Source organism: Plantibacter sp. ME-Dv--P-122b (assembly GCF_030209375.1).
Classification (GTDB): Bacteria; Actinomycetota; Actinomycetes; order Actinomycetales; family Microbacteriaceae; genus Plantibacter.
In genome coordinates, this window is record NZ_JARVSC010000003.1 from 564,714 (window position 1) to 582,383 (window position 17,670).

At 69.8% G+C, this 17,670-nt stretch carries 18 protein-coding genes; 8 read left to right on the forward strand and 10 right to left on the reverse strand.

Features of this window, described 5'->3' with window-relative positions; translation table 11 throughout:
• Nucleotides 1-9: 9 nt before the first annotated feature.
• Together tmk and topA are read right to left on the reverse strand one after the other, a co-directional pair.
• A complete protein-coding gene (tmk, locus tag QRN19_RS07365; protein ID WP_285026103.1) occupies nucleotides 10-645 on the reverse strand; it encodes a dTMP kinase in 636 nt (211 codons plus the stop codon).
• Nucleotides 642-3,497 carry a type I DNA topoisomerase gene (gene topA, locus QRN19_RS07370; protein WP_502928134.1) on the reverse strand — a complete coding sequence of 952 codons (2,856 nt, stop codon included), beginning with the start codon at nucleotides 3,495-3,497 and terminating at the stop codon, nucleotides 642-644. Before topA ends, tmk begins: the two co-directional genes overlap by 4 nt.
• 161 nt (nucleotides 3,498-3,658) lie before the next feature.
• Between topA and QRN19_RS07375 the strand changes: the two genes are divergently transcribed.
• Nucleotides 3,659-3,904, forward strand: a complete 246-nt coding sequence (locus QRN19_RS07375; RefSeq protein ID WP_285026105.1) for a DUF8847 domain-containing protein — start codon at nucleotides 3,659-3,661, stop codon at nucleotides 3,902-3,904.
• A gap of 19 nt (nucleotides 3,905-3,923) precedes the next feature.
• On the opposite strand, the gene QRN19_RS07380 is transcribed toward QRN19_RS07375, so the two are convergent.
• From QRN19_RS07380 to QRN19_RS07390, 3 genes are read right to left on the reverse strand one after another with little or no spacing between them, the layout of a single operon-like run.
• Nucleotides 3,924-4,346 (reverse strand): Rv3654c family TadE-like protein, encoded by a 423-nt coding sequence (locus QRN19_RS07380; RefSeq protein WP_285026107.1) that lies wholly within the window; start codon nucleotides 4,344-4,346, stop codon nucleotides 3,924-3,926.
• The gene (locus QRN19_RS07385; RefSeq protein WP_285026108.1) at nucleotides 4,343-4,696 is read right to left on the reverse strand and encodes a TadE family type IV pilus minor pilin; all 354 of its coding nucleotides are present in this window, start codon (nucleotides 4,694-4,696) and stop codon (nucleotides 4,343-4,345) included. Before QRN19_RS07385 ends, QRN19_RS07380 begins: the two co-directional genes overlap by 4 nt.
• A gap of 3 nt (nucleotides 4,697-4,699) precedes the next feature.
• Nucleotides 4,700-4,912 carry a DUF4244 domain-containing protein gene (locus tag QRN19_RS07390; protein WP_121293956.1) on the reverse strand — a complete coding sequence of 71 codons (213 nt, stop codon included), beginning with the start codon at nucleotides 4,910-4,912 and terminating at the stop codon, nucleotides 4,700-4,702.
• Nucleotides 4,913-5,087: 175 nt separating this feature from the next.
• Between QRN19_RS07390 and QRN19_RS07395 the strand changes: the two genes are divergently transcribed.
• Together QRN19_RS07395 and QRN19_RS07400 are read left to right on the forward strand one after the other, a co-directional pair.
• A complete protein-coding gene (locus QRN19_RS07395) occupies nucleotides 5,088-5,438 on the forward strand; it encodes a PadR family transcriptional regulator (protein ID WP_285026110.1) in 351 nt (116 codons plus the stop codon).
• On the forward strand, nucleotides 5,435-5,998 hold the full coding sequence (locus QRN19_RS07400) for a hypothetical protein (protein ID WP_285026111.1): 564 nt from the start codon (nucleotides 5,435-5,437) through the stop codon (nucleotides 5,996-5,998). Before QRN19_RS07395 ends, QRN19_RS07400 begins: the two co-directional genes overlap by 4 nt.
• 46 nt (nucleotides 5,999-6,044) lie before the next feature.
• On the opposite strand, the gene QRN19_RS07405 is transcribed toward QRN19_RS07400, so the two are convergent.
• The 3 genes from QRN19_RS07405 to QRN19_RS07415 form a co-directional block, all read right to left on the reverse strand.
• On the reverse strand, nucleotides 6,045-7,106 hold the full coding sequence (locus QRN19_RS07405) for a type II secretion system F family protein (RefSeq protein ID WP_285026748.1): 1,062 nt from the start codon (nucleotides 7,104-7,106) through the stop codon (nucleotides 6,045-6,047).
• Nucleotides 7,106-8,140 carry a TadA family conjugal transfer-associated ATPase gene (locus tag QRN19_RS07410; protein WP_285026112.1) on the reverse strand — a complete coding sequence of 345 codons (1,035 nt, stop codon included), beginning with the start codon at nucleotides 8,138-8,140 and terminating at the stop codon, nucleotides 7,106-7,108. Before QRN19_RS07410 ends, QRN19_RS07405 begins: the two co-directional genes overlap by 1 nt.
• Before the next feature lie 111 nt (nucleotides 8,141-8,251).
• Nucleotides 8,252-9,331, reverse strand: a complete 1,080-nt coding sequence (locus tag QRN19_RS07415) for a LacI family DNA-binding transcriptional regulator (protein WP_350224029.1) — start codon at nucleotides 9,329-9,331, stop codon at nucleotides 8,252-8,254.
• 151 nt (nucleotides 9,332-9,482) lie between these two features.
• Between QRN19_RS07415 and uriH the strand changes: the two genes are divergently transcribed.
• Genes uriH through QRN19_RS07430 form a run of 3 tightly spaced genes read left to right on the forward strand, consistent with a single transcriptional unit; the run spans nucleotide 9,483 to nucleotide 12,797 of the window.
• Nucleotides 9,483-10,430 (forward strand): uridine-preferring nucleoside hydrolase UriH, encoded by a 948-nt coding sequence (gene uriH / locus QRN19_RS07420; protein ID WP_079003118.1) that lies wholly within the window; start codon nucleotides 9,483-9,485, stop codon nucleotides 10,428-10,430.
• Nucleotides 10,427-11,863 (forward strand): uridine transporter UriT, encoded by a 1,437-nt coding sequence (gene uriT, locus QRN19_RS07425; RefSeq protein ID WP_502928057.1) that lies wholly within the window; start codon nucleotides 10,427-10,429, stop codon nucleotides 11,861-11,863. The genes uriH and uriT overlap by 4 nt, the downstream gene beginning before the upstream one ends.
• A 10-nt stretch (nucleotides 11,864-11,873) precedes the next feature.
• Entirely contained in the window at nucleotides 11,874-12,797 is a 924-nt protein-coding gene (locus QRN19_RS07430) for a ribokinase (RefSeq protein ID WP_285026114.1), read from the forward strand.
• A gap of 43 nt (nucleotides 12,798-12,840) precedes the next feature.
• Here QRN19_RS07430 and QRN19_RS07435 read toward each other — a convergent pair whose 3' ends face one another.
• Together QRN19_RS07435 and QRN19_RS07440 are read right to left on the reverse strand one after the other, a co-directional pair.
• The gene (locus QRN19_RS07435; protein ID WP_285026115.1) at nucleotides 12,841-13,638 is read right to left on the reverse strand and encodes a hypothetical protein; all 798 of its coding nucleotides are present in this window, start codon (nucleotides 13,636-13,638) and stop codon (nucleotides 12,841-12,843) included.
• The gene (locus QRN19_RS07440; RefSeq protein WP_285026116.1) at nucleotides 13,635-14,279 is read right to left on the reverse strand and encodes a SatD family protein; all 645 of its coding nucleotides are present in this window, start codon (nucleotides 14,277-14,279) and stop codon (nucleotides 13,635-13,637) included. The genes QRN19_RS07435 and QRN19_RS07440 overlap by 4 nt, the downstream gene beginning before the upstream one ends.
• A 411-nt stretch (nucleotides 14,280-14,690) precedes the next feature.
• Here QRN19_RS07440 and acs point away from each other — a divergent pair, with 411 nt between their 5' ends.
• Both acs and QRN19_RS07450 read left to right on the forward strand, forming a co-directional pair.
• Nucleotides 14,691-16,682, forward strand: coding sequence for an acetate--CoA ligase (gene acs, locus QRN19_RS07445; RefSeq protein WP_285026117.1), 1,992 nt, complete (start codon nucleotides 14,691-14,693; stop codon nucleotides 16,680-16,682).
• 591 nt (nucleotides 16,683-17,273) lie between these two features.
• A complete protein-coding gene (locus QRN19_RS07450) occupies nucleotides 17,274-17,666 on the forward strand; it encodes an endonuclease domain-containing protein (RefSeq protein ID WP_285026119.1) in 393 nt (130 codons plus the stop codon).
• Nucleotides 17,667-17,670: the final 4 nt, after the last annotated feature.

Genomic DNA, 17,670 nt, shown 5'->3' on the forward strand with positions numbered 1-17,670 from the left:
GGTGCGTGCTCAGAGGAGGGGCGCGATGCGGGCCTGGATGTTGGCGGCGAGCTGCTCGGGTGGGAGCGCGGCGTCGACGACGAGGAACCGCTCCGGCTCCGCGGCCGCGAGGGCGAGGAACGACTCCCGTACCCGGGTGTGGAAGTCCTGCGCCTCGGCCTCGAGCCGATCGAAGCGCTTGTTGGCGTTGTCGAGACGGCCGCGGGCGACGGCGACGTCCAGGTCGAGGAGCACGGTCACGTCGGGCAGGAGGTCCTCAGCAGCCCAGAGCGAGATGGCGCGGATCTGCTGGGCGTCGAGCACGCGTCCGCTGCCCTGGTACGCGACCGACGAGTCGAGGTACCGATCCTGCAGGACGACCTCGCCCCTCGCGAGGGCCGGGCGCACCACGGTGGCGATGTGGTGCGCGCGGTCGGCCGCGTAGAGCAGGGCCTCGGCACGTGGGCTGATGTCGCCCCGGTGATGCAGGACGATCTCGCGGATCTCGACACCGAGCTCACTCCCACCAGGCTCACGGGTCCGGACGACCGTCCGACCCTGTTGCTCGAACCAGTCGCTCAGGAGTCGCGCCTGCGTCGACTTCCCGACGCCGTCGCCGCCCTCGAGGGTGACGAACAGGCCCCGAGGGCGTCCTCCCTCACTCACGTGACGGCGTCGGCCTTCGCCGCAGCCGCCTTGTTCGCGGCGCGGGTCGCGGCAGCCTTCTTCGCCGCTTCCGAACGGGCGGTCGACGTGGCCGTAGCGGACTTCGTGGCCGCCGTCTTGGCGGTCCCCGTCTTCGCCGCGGCGGTCTTCTTGGCCGGAGCCTTCTTCGCGGGTGCCTTCTTCGCGGGAGCCTTGCGACCGGCCTTCGGCTTCGCCGGGCCCTTCGCGCGCTTGTCTGCCAGGAGCTGGACCGCTCGCTCGAAGTCGACGTCCTCGACCTGCTCGCCACGAGGGATCGTCGCGTTGGTCACGCCGTCCGTCACGTAGGCACCGAAACGGCCGTCCTTGATCTTGATCGGCTTCCCGCTCTCGGGGTCGGCCTCGAACTCCTTGAGGGCGCTCGACGCCTTCCGGGCTCCGTACTTGGGCTGCGCGAACAGCTCGACGGCACCGGCGAGGTCGACCGCGAAGATGTCGTCCTCGGAGGTGAGCGACCGAGTGTCGGTGCCCTTCTTCAGGTACGGACCGTACCGGCCGTTCTGCGCGAGGATCTCCTCACCCGACTCGGGGTCGGCGCCGACGACGCGGGGCAGGTCGAGAAGCTTGAGCGCGGTCTCGAGGTCGATGGTCGCGAGGTCCATCGACTTGAAGAGCGACGCGGTGCGCGGCTTCTCGGCCGCAGCCTTCTTCTTGGCGGGGGCCTTCTTCTTGGCACCTGCAGCGGGCTCGGTCACCTCTCCGGTCGCCGTGTCGACGGAGAGCTCCGCCTCGGGCTCCGGGTCGACCTCGGTGATGTACGGGCCGAAGCGTCCGTCCTTCGCGACGATCTCCTTGCCGGTCGTCGGATTCACACCGATGACGCGGTCGCCGACGACGGGTGCGTCGATGAGCTCGTGCGCCTTCGCGGGCGTCAGCTCGTCGGGCGCGAGGTCTTCGGGCAGGTTGACCCGACGCGGCGTCGGGGCCTCCTCGCCCTCGGCCGGCGGCGGACCGTCGGGGGTGACCTCGAGGTACGGGCCGTACTTGCCGATGCGGAGCGTGACACCGTCGTCGATGACGATCGAGTTGATGCGGCGGGCGTCGATGTCGCCGAGGTTGTCGATGACCTGACGGAGGCCGCGACCGGAGTCGTCGCCGAAGTAGAAGCCCTTGAGCCAGTCGACGCGGTCGACCGAGCCGCCGGCGATCCGGTCGAGGTCGTTCTCCATCTCAGCGGTGAAGTCGTACTCGACGAGTTCCTCGAAGTACTCCTCCAGAAGACGGACGACGCTGAACGCCACCCAGCTGGGGATGAGCGCCTGGCCGCGCTGCGTCACGTAGCCGCGATCGATGATCGTGGAGATGATCGACGCGAACGTGGACGGCCGGCCGATGCCGAGCTCCTCGAGTCGCTTCACCAGGCTGGCCTCGGTGTAGCGCGGGGGCGGCGAGGTCTCGTGCCCCTTCGCCTCCGGGTCCGCGATGCCGAGCTGCTGGCCTTCGGTGAGGGGCGGCAACTTCGCCTCGGATGCGTCGTCCTGGGAGTTGCGGTCCTCGTCCTGGCCCTCTTCGTAGGCGGCGAGAAAGCCGCGGAAGGTGATGACGGTACCGGAAGCGGTGAATTCGGCGCGGCCCACGTCGGTCTTCGACTCGAGCGTGATCGTCGCGGTGGAGCCCTTCGCATCGGCCATCTGGCTTGCGACGGTGCGCTTCCAGATCAGGTCGTACAGCTTGAAGTCGTTGCCGCGGAGGGTCGCGGCGAGCGAGGACGGCGTGCGGAAGGTGTCGCCCGAGGGACGGATCGCCTCGTGCGCCTCCTGCGCGTTCTTGCTCTTGCCGCTGTACAGGCGCGGCTTGTCGGGCACCGTCTCGGCACCGTAGAGGGCAGCAGCCTGCTTCCGCGCCGCGTCGATCGCCTGCTTGCTCAGCGAGGGCGAGTCGGTACGCATGTAGGTGATGTAACCGTTCTCGTAGAGCGACTGCGCGACACTCATCGTCTGGCGAGCGGAGAACCGCAGCTTGCGACCGGCCTCCTGCTGGAGCGTGGAGGTCGTGAAGGGCGCCGCCGGCCGGCGGGAGTACGGCTTGGACTCGACGGAGAGGACGGTCGCCTTCGACTGCTCGAGCGCTGCGGCGAGCGTTGTGGCCCGCTGTTCGTCGAGCGGGACGGCGCTGCCCTTGAGCTGTCCGAGGTCGTCGAAGTCGCGGCCGGTGGCGACGCGGTCGCCGTCGAGCCGGACGAGGCGTGCGGTGAAGGGCGCTCCGGTGGCGTCGGCTTCGGGGAGGAAGCGGGCGATCACGTCCCAGTAGGAGGCGGCGCGGAAGGCGAGGCGCTCGCGCTCCCGGTCGACGACGAGGCGGGTGGCGGCGGACTGCACGCGTCCGGCGCTCAGTCCGGGGCCGACCTTGCGCCAGAGCACCGGCGAGATCTCGTACCCGTAGAGACGGTCGAGGATCCGGCGGGTCTCCTGGGCGTCGACGAGGTCGGTGTCGAGGGGCCGCGTCTTGTCCTTCGCGGCGAGGATGGCGTCCTTGGTGATCTCGTGGAAGACCATGCGGCTGACGGGGACCTTGGGCTGCAGGACCTGCAGGAGGTGCCATGCGATGGCCTCGCCTTCGCGGTCCTCATCAGTCGCGAGGAGGAGTTCGTCGGCGTTCTTGAGTGCGCGCTTGAGGTCCGCGACGGTCTTCTTCTTCGCGTCGGAGACGACGTAGTACGGCTCGAAGCCGTTGTCGACGTCGACCGAGAACTTGCCGAGCGAGCCCTTCTTGAGCTCGGCGGGAAGGTTCTTCGGCTCGATGAGGTCGCGGATGTGACCGACCGAGGACAGCACCTCGTAGTCGTCACCGAGATATCCGGCGATCGACTTCATCTTGGTCGGTGACTCTACGATCACGAGTTTCTTGCCTGCCACGAGGCTCCTTCCATCAGGCACACCATACACACGTGCACAGCAGGCTTGTCCAATCGTGGGGCGGCCACGCGCGTGTCCATCCCCTTGCGTTCTGCGGCGTTCGGAGCAGAATGTCTGCCATGAGTACCCAGACGAGTTACACCGTGAAGTTGACCGACGGTCCACTGGAGGGCAAGACGATCAGCGCCCGGCTCAACGACCACGGATCACCGACGCCCACCGTCGACGTGCCGAGCGGCACCGCCGGCAAGGTCTACCGGTACGCCCGGACGACCGGCGAGGAGTACGACGACTCCGGCGCCCCGAGCGCCGTCGACTACCGCTTCCTGGAGGCGGTCTTCACGACCGACTCCGGTCAGGGCTGACCGTTCTCACCGCTACCTCTTAATAGGTGGCGGTCACGGGCACCCCGATGACGGCGCCGGATGCCTCCGGAGGAGGTCCGGCTCTCGCGGCGACCGTGATGGCGCCGAAGGCCGTGTCGACAGTGGCGTCGACGAGGACGGTGACGCCCTCCACACTGCAGGTGCCGAGCGACGCCGCATTGCGCGCCGCAACCATGCGAGCAGTTTCGCAGGGGAAGCCTGGGAGACGGCCGGACGCGGTGTCGGCTGCCGCCAACGCGGCTGCGTCGGCCGCATTCGCCGCTCGCTGATGGGCGGCGAACAGCGTCACCACGGGCAGGGTCGCCAGGAGGACGGCGACCAGCGCCCCGAGGATGCCTGCCGCCAGAACCGACCCGGCTCCGGTCTCGTCGCGCAGGGCTCGCGCCGCGCGGAGGGCGATACGGCGCGGTTGCACGCTCATCGGCCGCCGCCCATGGCGCACGAGGATGCCGACACCGGGACGACGCCGGCCAGGCCGGATCCGCCCACAGCCTCGACCCGTACGCAGACGAGGTCGCCTTCCGCGCCACTCGTCATGGTGGCTCCCGGGAGGACGCGCGCGACCCGGCCCGCCGCGGTCCCGGCGTCGTCGCCTCGCCCCAGACTCCGGGCGGCGTCGGCCGCGGCGTCCGTCGCGCGGAGCTGGGTGAGCCCCACCTGCACCGCGGAGAGCCCCATCGCCAGCACGAGGACGACGGCCGGGACGACCACTGCGAACTCCGCGGTCACCGCGCCGTCCTCGGACGCGAGGGTGGGCAGGTTCAACCGCACGGCTCAACCGTTCGCCGTCAGGGCTCGTCGGATGAGGTCGGTGAGGATGCCCCGCACCTCGTCTCCACGGAGGATGGCTACGAGGAGCCCGGCGAACCCAACGGCCGCCATCGTGGCCACCGCGTACTCCGCCGTGGCGGACCCCCGTTCGTCCTGCAGGACGCGCCGCACCTCGCGCGTGACACGCTGCTCGACTCGACGACCGATCGTGATCATGATGTTCCTTCCCCGCACCGGAGTGCTGCGCTCGTGGCACGAACACCTCCATGTTCGGTGAACGCGTCCAAGGATGTGCTGGCGGAGCCGACGACGGCGACGGGCGGCACGGACAGATGAGGTGTGGAGCGGACTCGCCTTGCAGCCAACCACTATTCATGATTGAGTAATAGTCATGGATGAACAGTTGGCGGCGCGCGACTCGCAACTCCTCCGGGGCGTCTTGCCGATGCTCATCCTGTCCACCGTGCACCGCGGCGAGACCTACGGATATGAGCTCGTCGAACGGCTCCGAGCCCTCGGGTTGGCCGATCTGGCGACCGGAGTCGTGTACCCGGTCCTCAGCCGGTTCGAACGCGATGGACTGGTGACCGCGCGTCGGGTCGCCTCCTCGGGCGGCCCCGCACGGAAGTACTACGCGATCACCGAACGAGGAGACGCGGCGAGGCTCGACGCCATCGCTCGCTGGAGGGCGATGACCGACATCGCCGAACGAGGAATCGACTCTGAAGGAGCATCAGCATGATCGACCAGAAGCGCCCCACAGCGGATGACCTGCTCGCCGAGCGCGCTGCACGCGGACTGAGCCTCGCGGACCGCTGGCGACGCAACTCGTACCTGCAGCGCCTCGACTGGCACCTCGAGGCCGTGGTCACGGGGCGGGAACGCCGCTCGATCATCCGCTCACTCCGCGACGAACTCTCGGTCGATCGGCGACCGATGACGATCGCGCTGGCCGACCTGGGCTCACCTCGCGCCCTGGCCGCCCGCTACGCCGACGACCCGGCCCGGTTGCGACCCGCTTGGTCGATCGGGGTCATCTGGGGCGGCGTCGCGATCCTCGCCTACTGGTTCTCGTTCGCCCTGTTCACTCTCGGGATGCTCGCGGTGGTCGAGCAGTCGACGCTCGATGAGGCGCACGCACGCTTCTTCTTCGTCGACGTGCTCGCGTTCGCGAACGAGGACGGCATCGGCGTCGGTTGGTCCGGTGACGTCGCGTGGATCCTCGTACCGGTCGTGATCATCGCCGTCGCCGTACTCATCGGAGCACGCTGCTGGCGCGCACTGCCACGCGCCCGCGACTGAAGCAGTATCGCCAACGGAGCAGGGCGGGTCGGCGGCGACCAGAGCGTCAGAAGCCGAGCATCGTCGACGTGACGACGCTGAGGAGGAGCGGCGCAACACCGACGAGGAGGAAGGCCGGCAGGATGCAGACCCCGAGCGGGATCATGAGGCGGGTCGCGAGGATCGCTGCTGCCCGCTCGCCATCGGACCGCGCCTGATCACGCTGCTGCTCCGCCTCGCTGCGCAGCAGCTCACCGGCGGGGATGCCCGCCCTGGCCGACAGGGCGAGGACGCTCGTGATCGTGGCTTCGTCGTAGGGGACGGCGAACCGCTCGCACGCCTCCTCGACGATCGACCGGGCCGCCGGCGCCGCTCCCCCACCCGCCATCGCCACCGCGACGAGGTCGAGCGACAACCCCGGTGCGGGGTCGCGCCTCGCCGCCCGGGCACTGAGCGCCGAACTCCAGCGCGCACCGACGATGAGGAACACCACACCGGCCGCGAGACAGCAGAGCCCAGGAGGCGTCGCGAAGAGCGTCCGCAGCGTGTCAAAACCGAGGGCCATCCCGAGGAGGACGGCGATGAGCGGCAACCAGAGCACCAGCCTCGCCGTCGCGGACGGTCCGGCGAGCGCCGTGCCGACATCGCGACCGATGCGGTCCAACTCGCGCAGCGACCCGGCGAGGTCGCGCAGACAGACGCCGAGTGGTGCGCCGCTGATCGACGCGACCTGCCAAGCGGCGGCCAAGCCCGCCCAGGCCGTGCGCGCGCCAGCACCCGTCTCCTGATCAGCGATGGCGGCGATCGCCGGCGGCAGGTCGCCGCCACGTGCCGCAGCGTCGGCCACCGCTGACAGCACCGCCGCGTCGGATCGATGATCGCTCGTCGGGCCGGTTTCATCGTCTGGTTCATCCGTCGCGAGGCCGTCTGACTCCCCGGCGGATCGGGTCCGCGCATCGGCGTCGGCTTCCAGGGCGAGATGCCTCCAGGCACTGCCGGGCGCGACGCCGGCACCCAGCAGCACGGCCAGACGACGGGTGGTGCGCGCCACGCGGGCGGGACCGTCGTCATCGGGCGGAGCCGCGCCGGGAAGCGCCGCGAGCACCCGCCGCAGGACCCGTGGCGGCATCACGGCAACTCCTCGACGGAGAGGCGGTCGTGTTCGTCGATCAGGAGGCGGCCGACCGCCACCACCTGCCGGCCGACCGGGAGCCGAGCCAGATGCACGATGAGTCCGATCGCGCTCGTCGCTTGACGGGCGACGGCCTCCTGACTCATGCCCGCAAGGGCACCGAGCGCCTCCAAGCGGGCGGGCACGTCGGTCACGGAGTTCGCATGGAGGGTGCCGGCACCACCGTCGTGCCCGGTGTTGAGCGCCGACAGCAGCTCGCGCACCTCGGGCCCCCGGCACTCGCCGAGGACGAGCCGGTCGGGACGCATGCGGAGGGCCTCGCGCAGGAGGCGTTCGAGGTCGATGCCGCCGGCCCCCTCCAGGTTTGCCTGGCGCGACTGGAGGGCGACGACATGGGGATGGAGGATCCGGAGCTCCGCGACGTCCTCGATCACGACGAGCCGCTCGGCGGGAGAGGCGAGGCCGAGCAGTGCGCCGAGGAGCGTCGTCTTCCCGGAGCCGCCCGCGCCGGTGATGAGGATGTTCGTCCGAGCGGCGACCGCGTCGCGCAGCAGTTCGGCGACCGCCGCCGGGAACATCCCGGCGGCCTGCAACGCATCGAACCCCAGCGCTTCGTCCCGCGGCACCCGGATGGACAGGAGCGTCCCTCGCGTCGACACCGGCGGCAGCACCACGTGGACCCGCACGCCGTCCTGCAGACGCACGTCGACGCAGGGGGTCGCCTCGTCGACGTGCCGCCCGCCTCTCGCCACCAGGCGCACCGCGAGCGCTCGGATGGTCGCCTCGTCGGAGCGCCACCCCACCTCCCGGACGAGCCCGGCACCGTGATCGAGCCAGAGGCCGGATGAGCCGTTGACGAAGAGGTCGGTGACCCCTGGATCGGCGAGGTAGGGAGCGAGCGCCCCGAAGTCGGCGAGCGCCGTGACCCCGCGCGACTCGGCCGCACGCGCGGGCTCGGTGTCGACCGCCGCCTCCGGCGGGTCGGGCGGAGCGGCATCGGGCGGGACGGAGACGACGAAGCGATCGGACATGCGGCGAGCGTAGGCGCGCCCATACGAGCACCGCGGTGCAGAGGCGCAGACCATGAACCGCACACGAACGATCCCGGTTGTGGAGCGGCGTCAGGCGGACGTCGACCCGACTCAGCGACCGATCGTCGAGGCGCGGATGACGAGGTCCGCAGCGATCATCGGGGCGGGTGCCACCGTCCGGCCCTCGATCCGGGCGAGGAGTTGCTCGGCGCCCGCGCGACCGAGCGCCTCACCAGGCAACCGCACACTCGTCAACGGTGGATCGCTCACGACCGACGACGCCAGGTCGTCGAACCCGACCACCGCGAGCTCCCCCGGCACCGGCATGCCCATCGCCCGCGCCGACTGCAGCACCCCGTACGCATGCGTGTCGGTCGCGCACACCAGCGCGGTCACCCCGGCGTCGCGCCACCGCGGCCAGCTGTCGACGAACGCCGCGGCCGCCGCTTCGAGGTCGATGATGCTCTCCGCGCGATCGTCCGCGTGCACCCGCATCCCACGCACGGCGGCCTCGCGCTCGAGCAGCAGCCGACGCAGGAGGAACGTGTCCGTCGCCGTCCGCCCACCGAGGTACCCGAGCTGGCGGTGGCCCAAGACGTGGAGGTGATCGAGGAGCGCTCGGACACCGCCGAGGAGGTCGAAGTCGACGGAGACGGCGCGTCGGTCGGCGGTGACGGCACCGGACGCTGCCTCCGCCGTCGTCGTCGGGAGGCGGGGTGCGTCGAGCAACACGAGCGCGGTGTCGAGCCGGAGCTCCTCGAGGAAGGCCTCGCTCGGCGCGTCGACCACGACCCCGGCAGGTCGGAGGGCCGCCAATCGGCCGAGCGCCGCCGCCGTGGGCACGTCGCCCTCCCCGGTCACCGACACGAGCAGCTGGTACGCGTCGCCGAGGCCTGCCCTGAGCCCCCGGATCACCGCACCGAAGTAGGGGTTCGACGCGTCCGGCGTCACGAAGACGACCAGGTTGCTCGACCCGCTCGCGAGTGCCCGAGCGGCGTGGTCGGCGACGTAGCCGAGCTCGGCGATCGCCTGGCGCACCCGTTCGGCGTTCTGCGCCGACACGTGCCCGGCATCCTTGCCGTTGGCGACGAGCGACACGGTCGCGACCGACGTCCCGGCCCGCTCCGCCACCATCGCAGCCGTCACGCGACGGGCGGCGCGTGGCTGGGGATCGTTCGGTTCGAGGGGCACCCGTCGATCGTATCGGGGCCGCGGAACCCTGGGCCGAACGACCCGGTTTGGCGAACCTAAAGCGCTTGACGTAGGCTGCTCCCGGCGAACCTGAAGCGCTTTACGCGCGTCGACGCCGGACTCCCCCAGCACCCCAACGATGTGGAGAACCATGCCCCGCAAGATCATCCTCGACTGCGACCCAGGCCACGACGACGCGATCGCCATCCTCCTGGCACACGGCAACCCCGAGATCGAGCTGCTCGCCGTCACGACCGTCGTCGGCAACCAGACGCTCCCGAAGGTCACCCGGAACGCCCTCGCCGTCGCCCGCATCGCCGGGATCACCGACGTGCCGTTCGCCGCCGGTGCCGACCGCCCGCTCGTGCGCCCGCTCGAGAACGCGCCGGACATCCACGGCGAATCGGGCATGGACGGCCCCGTCCTCCCCGAACCGGCGATCGCCCTCGACGACCGCCACGCCATCGACCTCATCATCGACCTCGTCATGTCGCACGAACCGGGCGAGATCACCCTCGTCCCGACCGGTGGCCTCACGAACATCGCCCTTGCAGCCCGCAAGGAGCCCCGCATCGTGGAGCGCGTCAAGGAGGTCGTCCTCATGGGCGGCGGCTACCACGTCGGCAACTGGTCGGCGGTGGCCGAGTTCAACATCAAGATCGACCCCGAGGCCGCGCACATCGTCTTCAACGAGAGCTGGCCCGTCGTCATGGTCGGCCTCGACCTCACGCACCAGGCCCTCGCCACTCCGGAGGTCGTCGAGCGGATCGCCGCGATCGGCACCGGCCCCGCACGCTTCGTCGAGGAGCTGCTGGAGTTCTTCGGCACCACCTACAAGGACGCACAGGGCTTCGACAGCCCGCCCGTGCACGACCCGTGCGCCGTCGCCTACGTGATCGACCCGACGATCGTGCGCACCGTCAAGGTGCCGATCGACATCGAACTCACGGGCACACTCACCCTCGGCATGACGGTCGCCGACTTCCGCAGCCCGGCTCCGGACGACTGCAGCACCTGGGCCGCGACCGAGCTCGACCATGCACGCTTCTGGGGCCTCGTCACCGACGCCCTCGAGAACATCGGGGAGATCGAGCTGTGAGCGACCTCCTGAACGCCACGAAACCAGCCGTCCGCATCGGCGCCCTCATGACGGCACTGCTCGCCGCCTGCGTCGCCTTCCAGTTGAACGCCAGCATGCTGAGCCCCGCGCTCGTCAGCATGGCGCGCGAACTGCGGACCGACGACGCCACCATCGGCCTCTCGCAGACCATGTTCTTCACCACGGCGGCGCTGTTCTCCGTCTTCCTCCCCCGCCTCAGCGACATCATCGGCCGGAAGCGCGTCCTGACCGGGATGCTCGTCATCATGCTCGTCGGCACCGTCGTCGCGGCACTCGCCGTGAACGTCGAGATGCTGTTCGTCGGCCGCATCATCCAGGGTGTGTCCGGGCCGGTCGTGCCCATCACCCTCCTCATGCTGCGCGCCGAGGTCACCGACCCGAAGCGGTACGGCGCCATGATGGGCCTCATCACCGCGGTCAACGGCGGCATCGCCGGGATCGACGCCCTCGCCGGCGGCTGGCTCGTCACGAACCACGGCTTCCGGTCCGTCTTCTGGACCATGGCCGTCGTCGCAGCCGTCGCGATCGTCTTCGTCGTCCTGTGGGCCGCGAACTCGCAGCCCTCGAAGGGCACGAGGATGGACTGGTGGGGCGTACTCCCGCTCGTCGTGTCGATCGCCTCACTGCTCACCGCCTTCAACGAGGCGGGCAAGCTCGCGGCGGCGAACTGGTTGCTCGTCGGCGGGTTCATCGTCGTCGCCCTCGTCGCGTTCGCGATCTTCTGGACCGTCGAGAACCGCGTCGCCGAACCACTGGTGGCCACGAAGTACCTCCGCCAGCGGAGCACCTGGGCACTCCTGCTCACGACGCTGCTCACGATGACCGGTGTCTTCGCCGTCGCCAACGGCCTCGTCACCTCGATCGCCCAGAACGCCGACGCGGGCTTCAGCATGGAGGCGGACCTCGCCTCCCTCGCGTTCCTGACGCCGTACGCCCTCGTCGGCTGGCTCGTCGGCCCGTTCGCCGGTCGTCTCGCGCCCACGCTCGGCTACCTGAACGTGCTCCGCATCGGCCTCATCGGCAGCATCGTCTCGATCGTCATCATGGCGCTCGTCGGTGTGCACTCGCTGCCCGTGCTCATCGCGACGACCGTCCTCATCGGTGCAACCTACGCAGGCATCGGCAACATCATGCTCAACGGGCTGGGCATCGTCCTGTCGCCGAAGGAGAACCCGGGCTTCCTGCCCGGGCTGAACGCGGGCGCCTTCAACCTGGGCGCCGGCCTCAGCTTCGTCGTCCTCCCAGCCGTCCAGATCGCCGTCGCGCCCGCCGGAGTGACGTCGACGGCCGGGTACACGAGTGCCATGCTGGTCGGTGCGGGCATCACCGCGGTCGCCCTGCTGGTGTCGTTCCTCATCCCGAAGCCCGCGGGCGCCGAGGTCCGTCCGGCCGAGACCGCCTCGGCAGCCTAGGAGGGTCACCATGCAGAGTCCACGCATCGTCGTCGTCGGGTCCTTGAACGCGGACCTCGTCGTCCGCACAGCACGCTTCCCGCAGCCCGGGGAGACGCTCACGGGATCCGAACTCGCCGTCATCCCCGGCGGCAAGGGCGCCAACCAGGCGGTCGCCGCGGGCAGACTCGGCGGCGACGTCACCATGGTCGGCGCGGTCGGCGACGACGCGCACGGGTCCCTCCTGGTCGATTCGCTGTCGACGTCAGGAGTGGACGTCACCCGGATCGCGCGGCGTGACGACGTCGCGACGGGCACGGCGGTCATCACCGTCGACGACGCCGGGGAGAACACGATCATCGTGTCGCCCGGGGCGAACGGCACCCTCACACCCGATCGGATCGGCGAGGCGTGGACGGCGCTCGACGGCGCCGGCGTCGTCTGCCTGTGCCTCGAGGTGCCGATCGACACCGTGCTCGAGACGGCCCGGCGGGGCGCGGCGGCCGGCGCCCTCGTGCTCCTCAACGTCTCCCCGTACGGTCCGGTGCCGGAGGAGCTCCTCCAGACGACCGGCGTCCTCCTCGTGAACGAGCACGAGGCGGCCGACCTCGCCGGGGTCGACCCGGAGGAGGCCGGGTGGGATGCGGTCGCCACGGCGCTGCGCAGCCACGGCATCCGCCGAGCCGTCGTCACGACCGGGGCGGCGGGCAGTGTCGTGATCGACGGCGAGGCCGCCCCGACGTCCGTTCCGTCACCGACGGTGGACGCCGTCGACACCACCGGCTGCGGCGACGCGTTCATGGGCGCCCTCGCGCTGCGCCTCGCTGCCGGCGACGAGCTCGTCGACGCGGCTCGATTCGCCTCGACCGTCGGCAGCTACGCGGCAACCGGGGCCGGCGCCCAGGCGTCCTACCCCGATCAGGATCAGCTCGCGGCGTTCCTCGAGGAGCGATGAGGCACGGGGTCCCGCGTGAACCGACGCGGGACCCCGTGGCGCCTCACCCGGCGGCGATCACCCAGAGGTAGAGCACCGCAGCAGCGGCGATCGCCCAGCTCGTGAAGCTGCCGACGAGGAACTCCTCAGCCTTGCCGCCGACACCGCGGTCCTCGGAGATCTCCGGGAAGCGCACGATGCCCTTCGCCGCGACGAGGGCGGCGATCACCATGCCGGTGCCACTCAGCGCGAGGACGACGATGAAGACCCGTTCGAGCGGGCCGATGAGTCGGCCGCCGAGCAGCTGTGTGGTCGGACGATGCGGCGTGGCGCCCTGCACGACACTCCCCAATTCATGACCGCGGATCCTGACCGTCCAGGCGGAGGCGGGCGTCGCGGTCGGTTGCGGCTCGTCGTCCTCACGCGCGCGGCGCAGGGACGCCCGCACGATGAGGTTGCTGCTCCGCGTGAGGAAGACGAGCGTCGACCCGGCTGCGACGGCGAGGGGCAGGGGCACCTCCTGCAGCACACCGAGATCGAAACCCGCGTAGACCTGGGCGGCGGGGCTGTCGGCCGTCCCGTCCGCCCCGAACACGAGCGTGGAGGCGGCGACGAGGAGACCGAGCACGAGCACGGGCCAGAGTCCGCGTGGTCGCGAGGCGTCCGAGGACGGCATGGCCACGATCCACCCGAGGGCGACGAGGCCGGCCAGCGTCGGCCACCACCAGTCGAGCCCGAGACCCAGCACGGCGAACAGCCAAACCACCACCAGCCCGATCGCGGGCGACCAGCGCGGCCGGCGGACCACACCACGCCAGATGTCGACGACCCCGACCATGAGCAGCAGGACGGCCGTGATCATCGAATCGGCGCTCCGGCGAGCAGGTCGAGGGCCGACACGAGCGCGGCCCCGCCCGATCGTTGCAGGTTCTGCGACACCGCGGACTGCGAGATGCCGGCTTCGGCCGCCATCGACTCCTGCGATCGACCGAGGAGCGCGCCTGCGGCGAGCTGTCGCTGTCGGGGGTTCCGCATCTGGTCGATCGCGTGGTCGCGCAGGGTGAGGAATGCGTTCACGATGGCGTCTCCGTCCTGGGGCGATTCGCCCTCGAACCACGATCGCAGGTACGGCTGACGTCGATCCTCCCGCCGATGCGCCTCGTCGATGGCGGCTCGGGCCCGCCACCAGGCGGAACCGTCCTGGATGATCGAGTCCTGCCCGGCGTCGATGTCCGTGACCTCGCCCCAGCCGAGGCCGAACCGGCAGTCGACCTCGGCTGGGAACAGGAGCCGCGCGAGGGTGGTGGCACGCAGCGCGGTCCCCACGTTCGCGTACACGACCTGGAACTCATCGCCGACCGTCGGACGCAGCGGCTGTTCGGCGGGCCAGGTGGCCTCCACCTGCAGGAAGACGTCCTGGATCGCGCGTTGAGCGCGGGTGCGATCGTCGAGACGGCGGGAACCCACGATGTCGACCACGACGGCCAGGAGGAGATCGGTCATCTCAGAAGCATAGAGCTGATAGTGGCGGAACTATAAGCAATATTCGAATGATCGTCGTCGGACGCGCTCGGTCGGAGCCGGAGACAGAAGAAGGCGGCACCCATTGGGGGGAATGGGTGCCGCCTCTACAGTGCCGGATTGGGGGGAATCGCTGGCACTGCATGCACGAATGTGTATTCGGCCGGGTCCAAGTGTACGCCAGTGGACGGGGAATACAAGCATTCAGACGACCCCAGATCGAGTGGTTTCCCTACCATGCCCAGATCATTCACAGACTGGGCCCACGAATTTGTTCGGATGAGTGACAAATCCGCAACCGAGAACGCGCTACGCTCGTGCATGGCACGGACTCGACCCGCTTCGGTGGGTCGGGTCAGGAACGCGGATTCGCAAGGGAGCGAGACACACACGATGAGCACTCAGATCGACAGCCTGCTGCACGAAGACCGACGATTCCCACCGTCGGAGGAGTTCGCCGCGCAGGCGATCGCCAGCGCCGAGCTCTACGAGCGGGCGTCGAGTGACCGGCTCGCCTTCTGGGCCGAGCAGTCCCGCGAGCTGCTCACGTGGAGCAAGCCGTTCTCGAAGACCCTCGACTGGTCGAACCCTCCCTTCGCGACCTGGTTCGACGACGGCGAGCTGAACGTCGCCTACAACTGCCTCGACCGGCACGTCGAGGCCGGTAACGGCGACCGCGTCGCACTCCACTGGGAAGGCGAGCCCGGCGACACCCGCACGATCACCTACGCCGAGCTCACGGCCGAGGTCAAGCGCGCGGCCAACCTGTTCACCAGCCTCGGCGTCGAAGCCGGCGACCGGGTCGCCATCTACCTGCCGATGATCCCGGAAGCGATCGTCGCGATGCTCGCCGTCGCGCGCATCGGCGCGGTCCACTCGGTCGTCTTCGGCGGATTCAGCGCCGACAGCCTGCGCTCCCGGATCGACGACGCGGAGGCGAAGCTCGTCATCACCGCCGATGGCGGCTACCGCAAGGGCAAGGTCTCCGCGCTCAAGCCCGCCGTCGACGCGGCGCTCGCGAGTCGCGGAGAACTGCCCGTGCAGGCGACCGTGGACCACGTACTCGTCGTCCGCCGCGGCGAGAACGAGGTCGACTGGACGGCCGGGCGCGACCTCTGGTGGCACGAGGCCATCGCCGACGCCGAATCCGAGCACGAGGCGCAGCCGTTCCCCGCCGAGCAGCCGCTCTTCATCCTCTACACCTCCGGCACCACCGGGAAGCCGAAGGGCATCCTGCACACCTCGGGTGGCTACCTGACGCAGACGGCGTTCACCCACAAGAACGTCTTCGACCTGCACCCCGAGACCGACGTGTACTGGTGCACGGCCGACATCGGTTGGATCACCGGTCACAGCTATGTCACCTACGGACCCCTCGCGAACGGCGCGACGCAGGTGCTCTACGAGGGCACGCCGGACGCCCCGCACCCGGGACGCTGGTGGGAGATCATCGAGAAGTACGGCGTGAGCATCTTCTACACGGCGCCGACGGCGATCCGCTCCTTCATGAAGCTCGGTCGCAAGATCCCGAAGCAGTTCGACCTGTCGTCACTCCGCCTGCTCGGCTCGGTGGGCGAGCCCATCAACCCCGAGGCGTGGATGTGGTACCGCAAGATCATCGGGAACAAGGTCGCGCCGATCGTCGACACCTGGTGGCAGACGGAGACGGGGGCGATCATGGTGTCGGCCCTCCCCGGCGTCACGTCGACGAAGCCCGGCAGCGCGCAGGTCCCGATCCCGGGCATCGCCATCGACGTCGTCGACGACGCCGGTGACGCCGTCGGTGCCGGCGGCGGCGGGCTCCTCGTCGTGACCGAGCCCTGGCCGTCGATGCTCCGCGGCATCTGGGGCGACCCCGAGCGGTTCAAGGAGACCTACTGGGAGAAGTTCTGGGACGTCGAGGGCGGCCCGTTCTACTTCGCCGGCGACGGCGCCCGACTCGACTCGGACCGCGACGTCTGGCTGCTCGGCCGCGTCGACGACGTCATGAACGTCTCCGGGCACCGGCTCTCGACCGCTGAGATCGAGTCGGCGCTCGTCGCCAACGAGATGGTGGCCGAGTCAGCCGTGGTCGGTGCGGCCGACGAGACCACCGGGCAGGCGGTCGTCGCGTTCGTCATCATCAAGGAGTCCCACCTCGAGCAGGCGTCGGGACTCGCGGACATCACCGGGGCGCTCCGCAGCTGGGTCGGCGAACAGATCGGTCCGATCGCCCGCCCACGCGAGGTCTACCTCGTGAACGAACTGCCGAAGACGCGCTCGGGCAAGATCATGCGCCGTCTCCTGCGTGACGTCGCCGAGGGCCGCGAGGTCGGCGACACCACGACGCTCGCCGACACGACGGTCATGCAGATCATCACCGACAAGATGGTGAAGAGCATCTGACCCGATGCTCGAAGCACGAGAGCCGGACGGAATCAGTGATTCCATCCGGCTCTCGTGCATGTGGCGACCGCCTCCCAGGCACGCATCACGACCTGACCGTCCACATCCGTTCCGCTCCCACCGGCGGTCGCACCCCGCCTGGGTCAAGCTGCCAGCATGGACCTCATCGGATGGCTGGATCGACACGGCGGCATCGCTGAACGCCGGGAGGCGATCGAGCTTGGCGCGACACGAACGCAGATCGACTCCGCTCTCAGAGCCGGCACCCTCCGACTCATTCGTCGCCGATGGCTCGCGACGGCCACCGCTCCGACCGCTCTGACCACGGCGGCAGCGCGGGGAGGGAAGCTGACGTGCCTCAGCGCGGCTCGCGCGCTGGGACTCTGGGTCATCGACGACGGACTCGTCCACGTGAGCGTCAGGGCGAGTTCATCGGAACCCTCACCTCCCGAGGTGAAGCTCCACTGGATGCGCACTCCGCCAGGCACGAGTAGCCGCCGACTGGTCGAGCCCGTCGAGACGGCCCTCATCCACTTGGCGACCTGTCAACCCTTCGAATCCGCGCTGACGACGACCGAGTCCGCAATTCGCATGGGCCTCATCGATCGTGACCACCTTGTGCGGTTGGAGACTCGTTCGACGCGCTTCCGCGCCGTCGTCGCGGAATGCACCGGCTTGGCGGACTCGGGCATCGAGACGATCTCCAGAATCCGACTCGAGCGGATCGGATTGCGCATGGAGCAACAGGCCGTCGTCGACGGCCACCGAGTCGACGGTCTCATCGGCCGTCGACTCGTTCTGCAGTTCGATGGGCATGCCCCGCACCAGCAACCGCAGCAGCGGAGTCGGGACCTGCGCCAGGATCGGCGATTGGTGTTGCTCGGCTACACCGTGCTCCGTTTCAGCTATCAGCAGGTGATGCACGAGTGGGAGCGGGTGGAGCAATCCGTGGTGGCTGCCGTCGCTCAAGGGCGGCATCGCTGAATGC

What these genes read in the sequence shown, in the direction of transcription:
- topA (WP_502928134.1), bottom strand. Translation starts at nt 3,497, where the DNA reads ATGAAGTCGATCGCCGGATATCTCGGTGACGACTACGAGGTGCTGTCC.
- QRN19_RS07450 (WP_285026119.1), top strand. Translation starts at nt 17,274, where the DNA reads ATGGGCCTCATCGATCGTGACCACCTTGTGCGGTTGGAGACTCGTTCG.
- QRN19_RS07375 (WP_285026105.1), top strand. Translation starts at nt 3,659, where the DNA reads ATGAGTACCCAGACGAGTTACACCGTGAAGTTGACCGACGGTCCACTG.
- QRN19_RS07430 (WP_285026114.1), top strand. Translation starts at nt 11,874, where the DNA reads ATGCAGAGTCCACGCATCGTCGTCGTCGGGTCCTTGAACGCGGACCTC.
- acs (WP_285026117.1), top strand. Translation starts at nt 14,691, where the DNA reads ATGAGCACTCAGATCGACAGCCTGCTGCACGAAGACCGACGATTCCCA.
- QRN19_RS07400 (WP_285026111.1), top strand. Translation starts at nt 5,435, where the DNA reads ATGATCGACCAGAAGCGCCCCACAGCGGATGACCTGCTCGCCGAGCGC.
- uriH (WP_079003118.1), top strand. Translation starts at nt 9,483, where the DNA reads ATGCCCCGCAAGATCATCCTCGACTGCGACCCAGGCCACGACGACGCG.
- QRN19_RS07440 (WP_285026116.1), bottom strand. Translation starts at nt 14,279, where the DNA reads ATGACCGATCTCCTCCTGGCCGTCGTGGTCGACATCGTGGGTTCCCGC.
- QRN19_RS07435 (WP_285026115.1), bottom strand. Translation starts at nt 13,638, where the DNA reads ATGATCACGGCCGTCCTGCTGCTCATGGTCGGGGTCGTCGACATCTGG.
- QRN19_RS07395 (WP_285026110.1), top strand. Translation starts at nt 5,088, where the DNA reads ATGGATGAACAGTTGGCGGCGCGCGACTCGCAACTCCTCCGGGGCGTC.
- QRN19_RS07410 (WP_285026112.1), bottom strand. Translation starts at nt 8,140, where the DNA reads ATGTCCGATCGCTTCGTCGTCTCCGTCCCGCCCGATGCCGCTCCGCCC.
- QRN19_RS07390 (WP_121293956.1), bottom strand. Translation starts at nt 4,912, where the DNA reads ATGATCACGATCGGTCGTCGAGTCGAGCAGCGTGTCACGCGCGAGGTG.
- QRN19_RS07380 (WP_285026107.1), bottom strand. Translation starts at nt 4,346, where the DNA reads ATGAGCGTGCAACCGCGCCGTATCGCCCTCCGCGCGGCGCGAGCCCTG.
- QRN19_RS07405 (WP_285026748.1), bottom strand. Translation starts at nt 7,106, where the DNA reads ATGCCGCCACGGGTCCTGCGGCGGGTGCTCGCGGCGCTTCCCGGCGCG.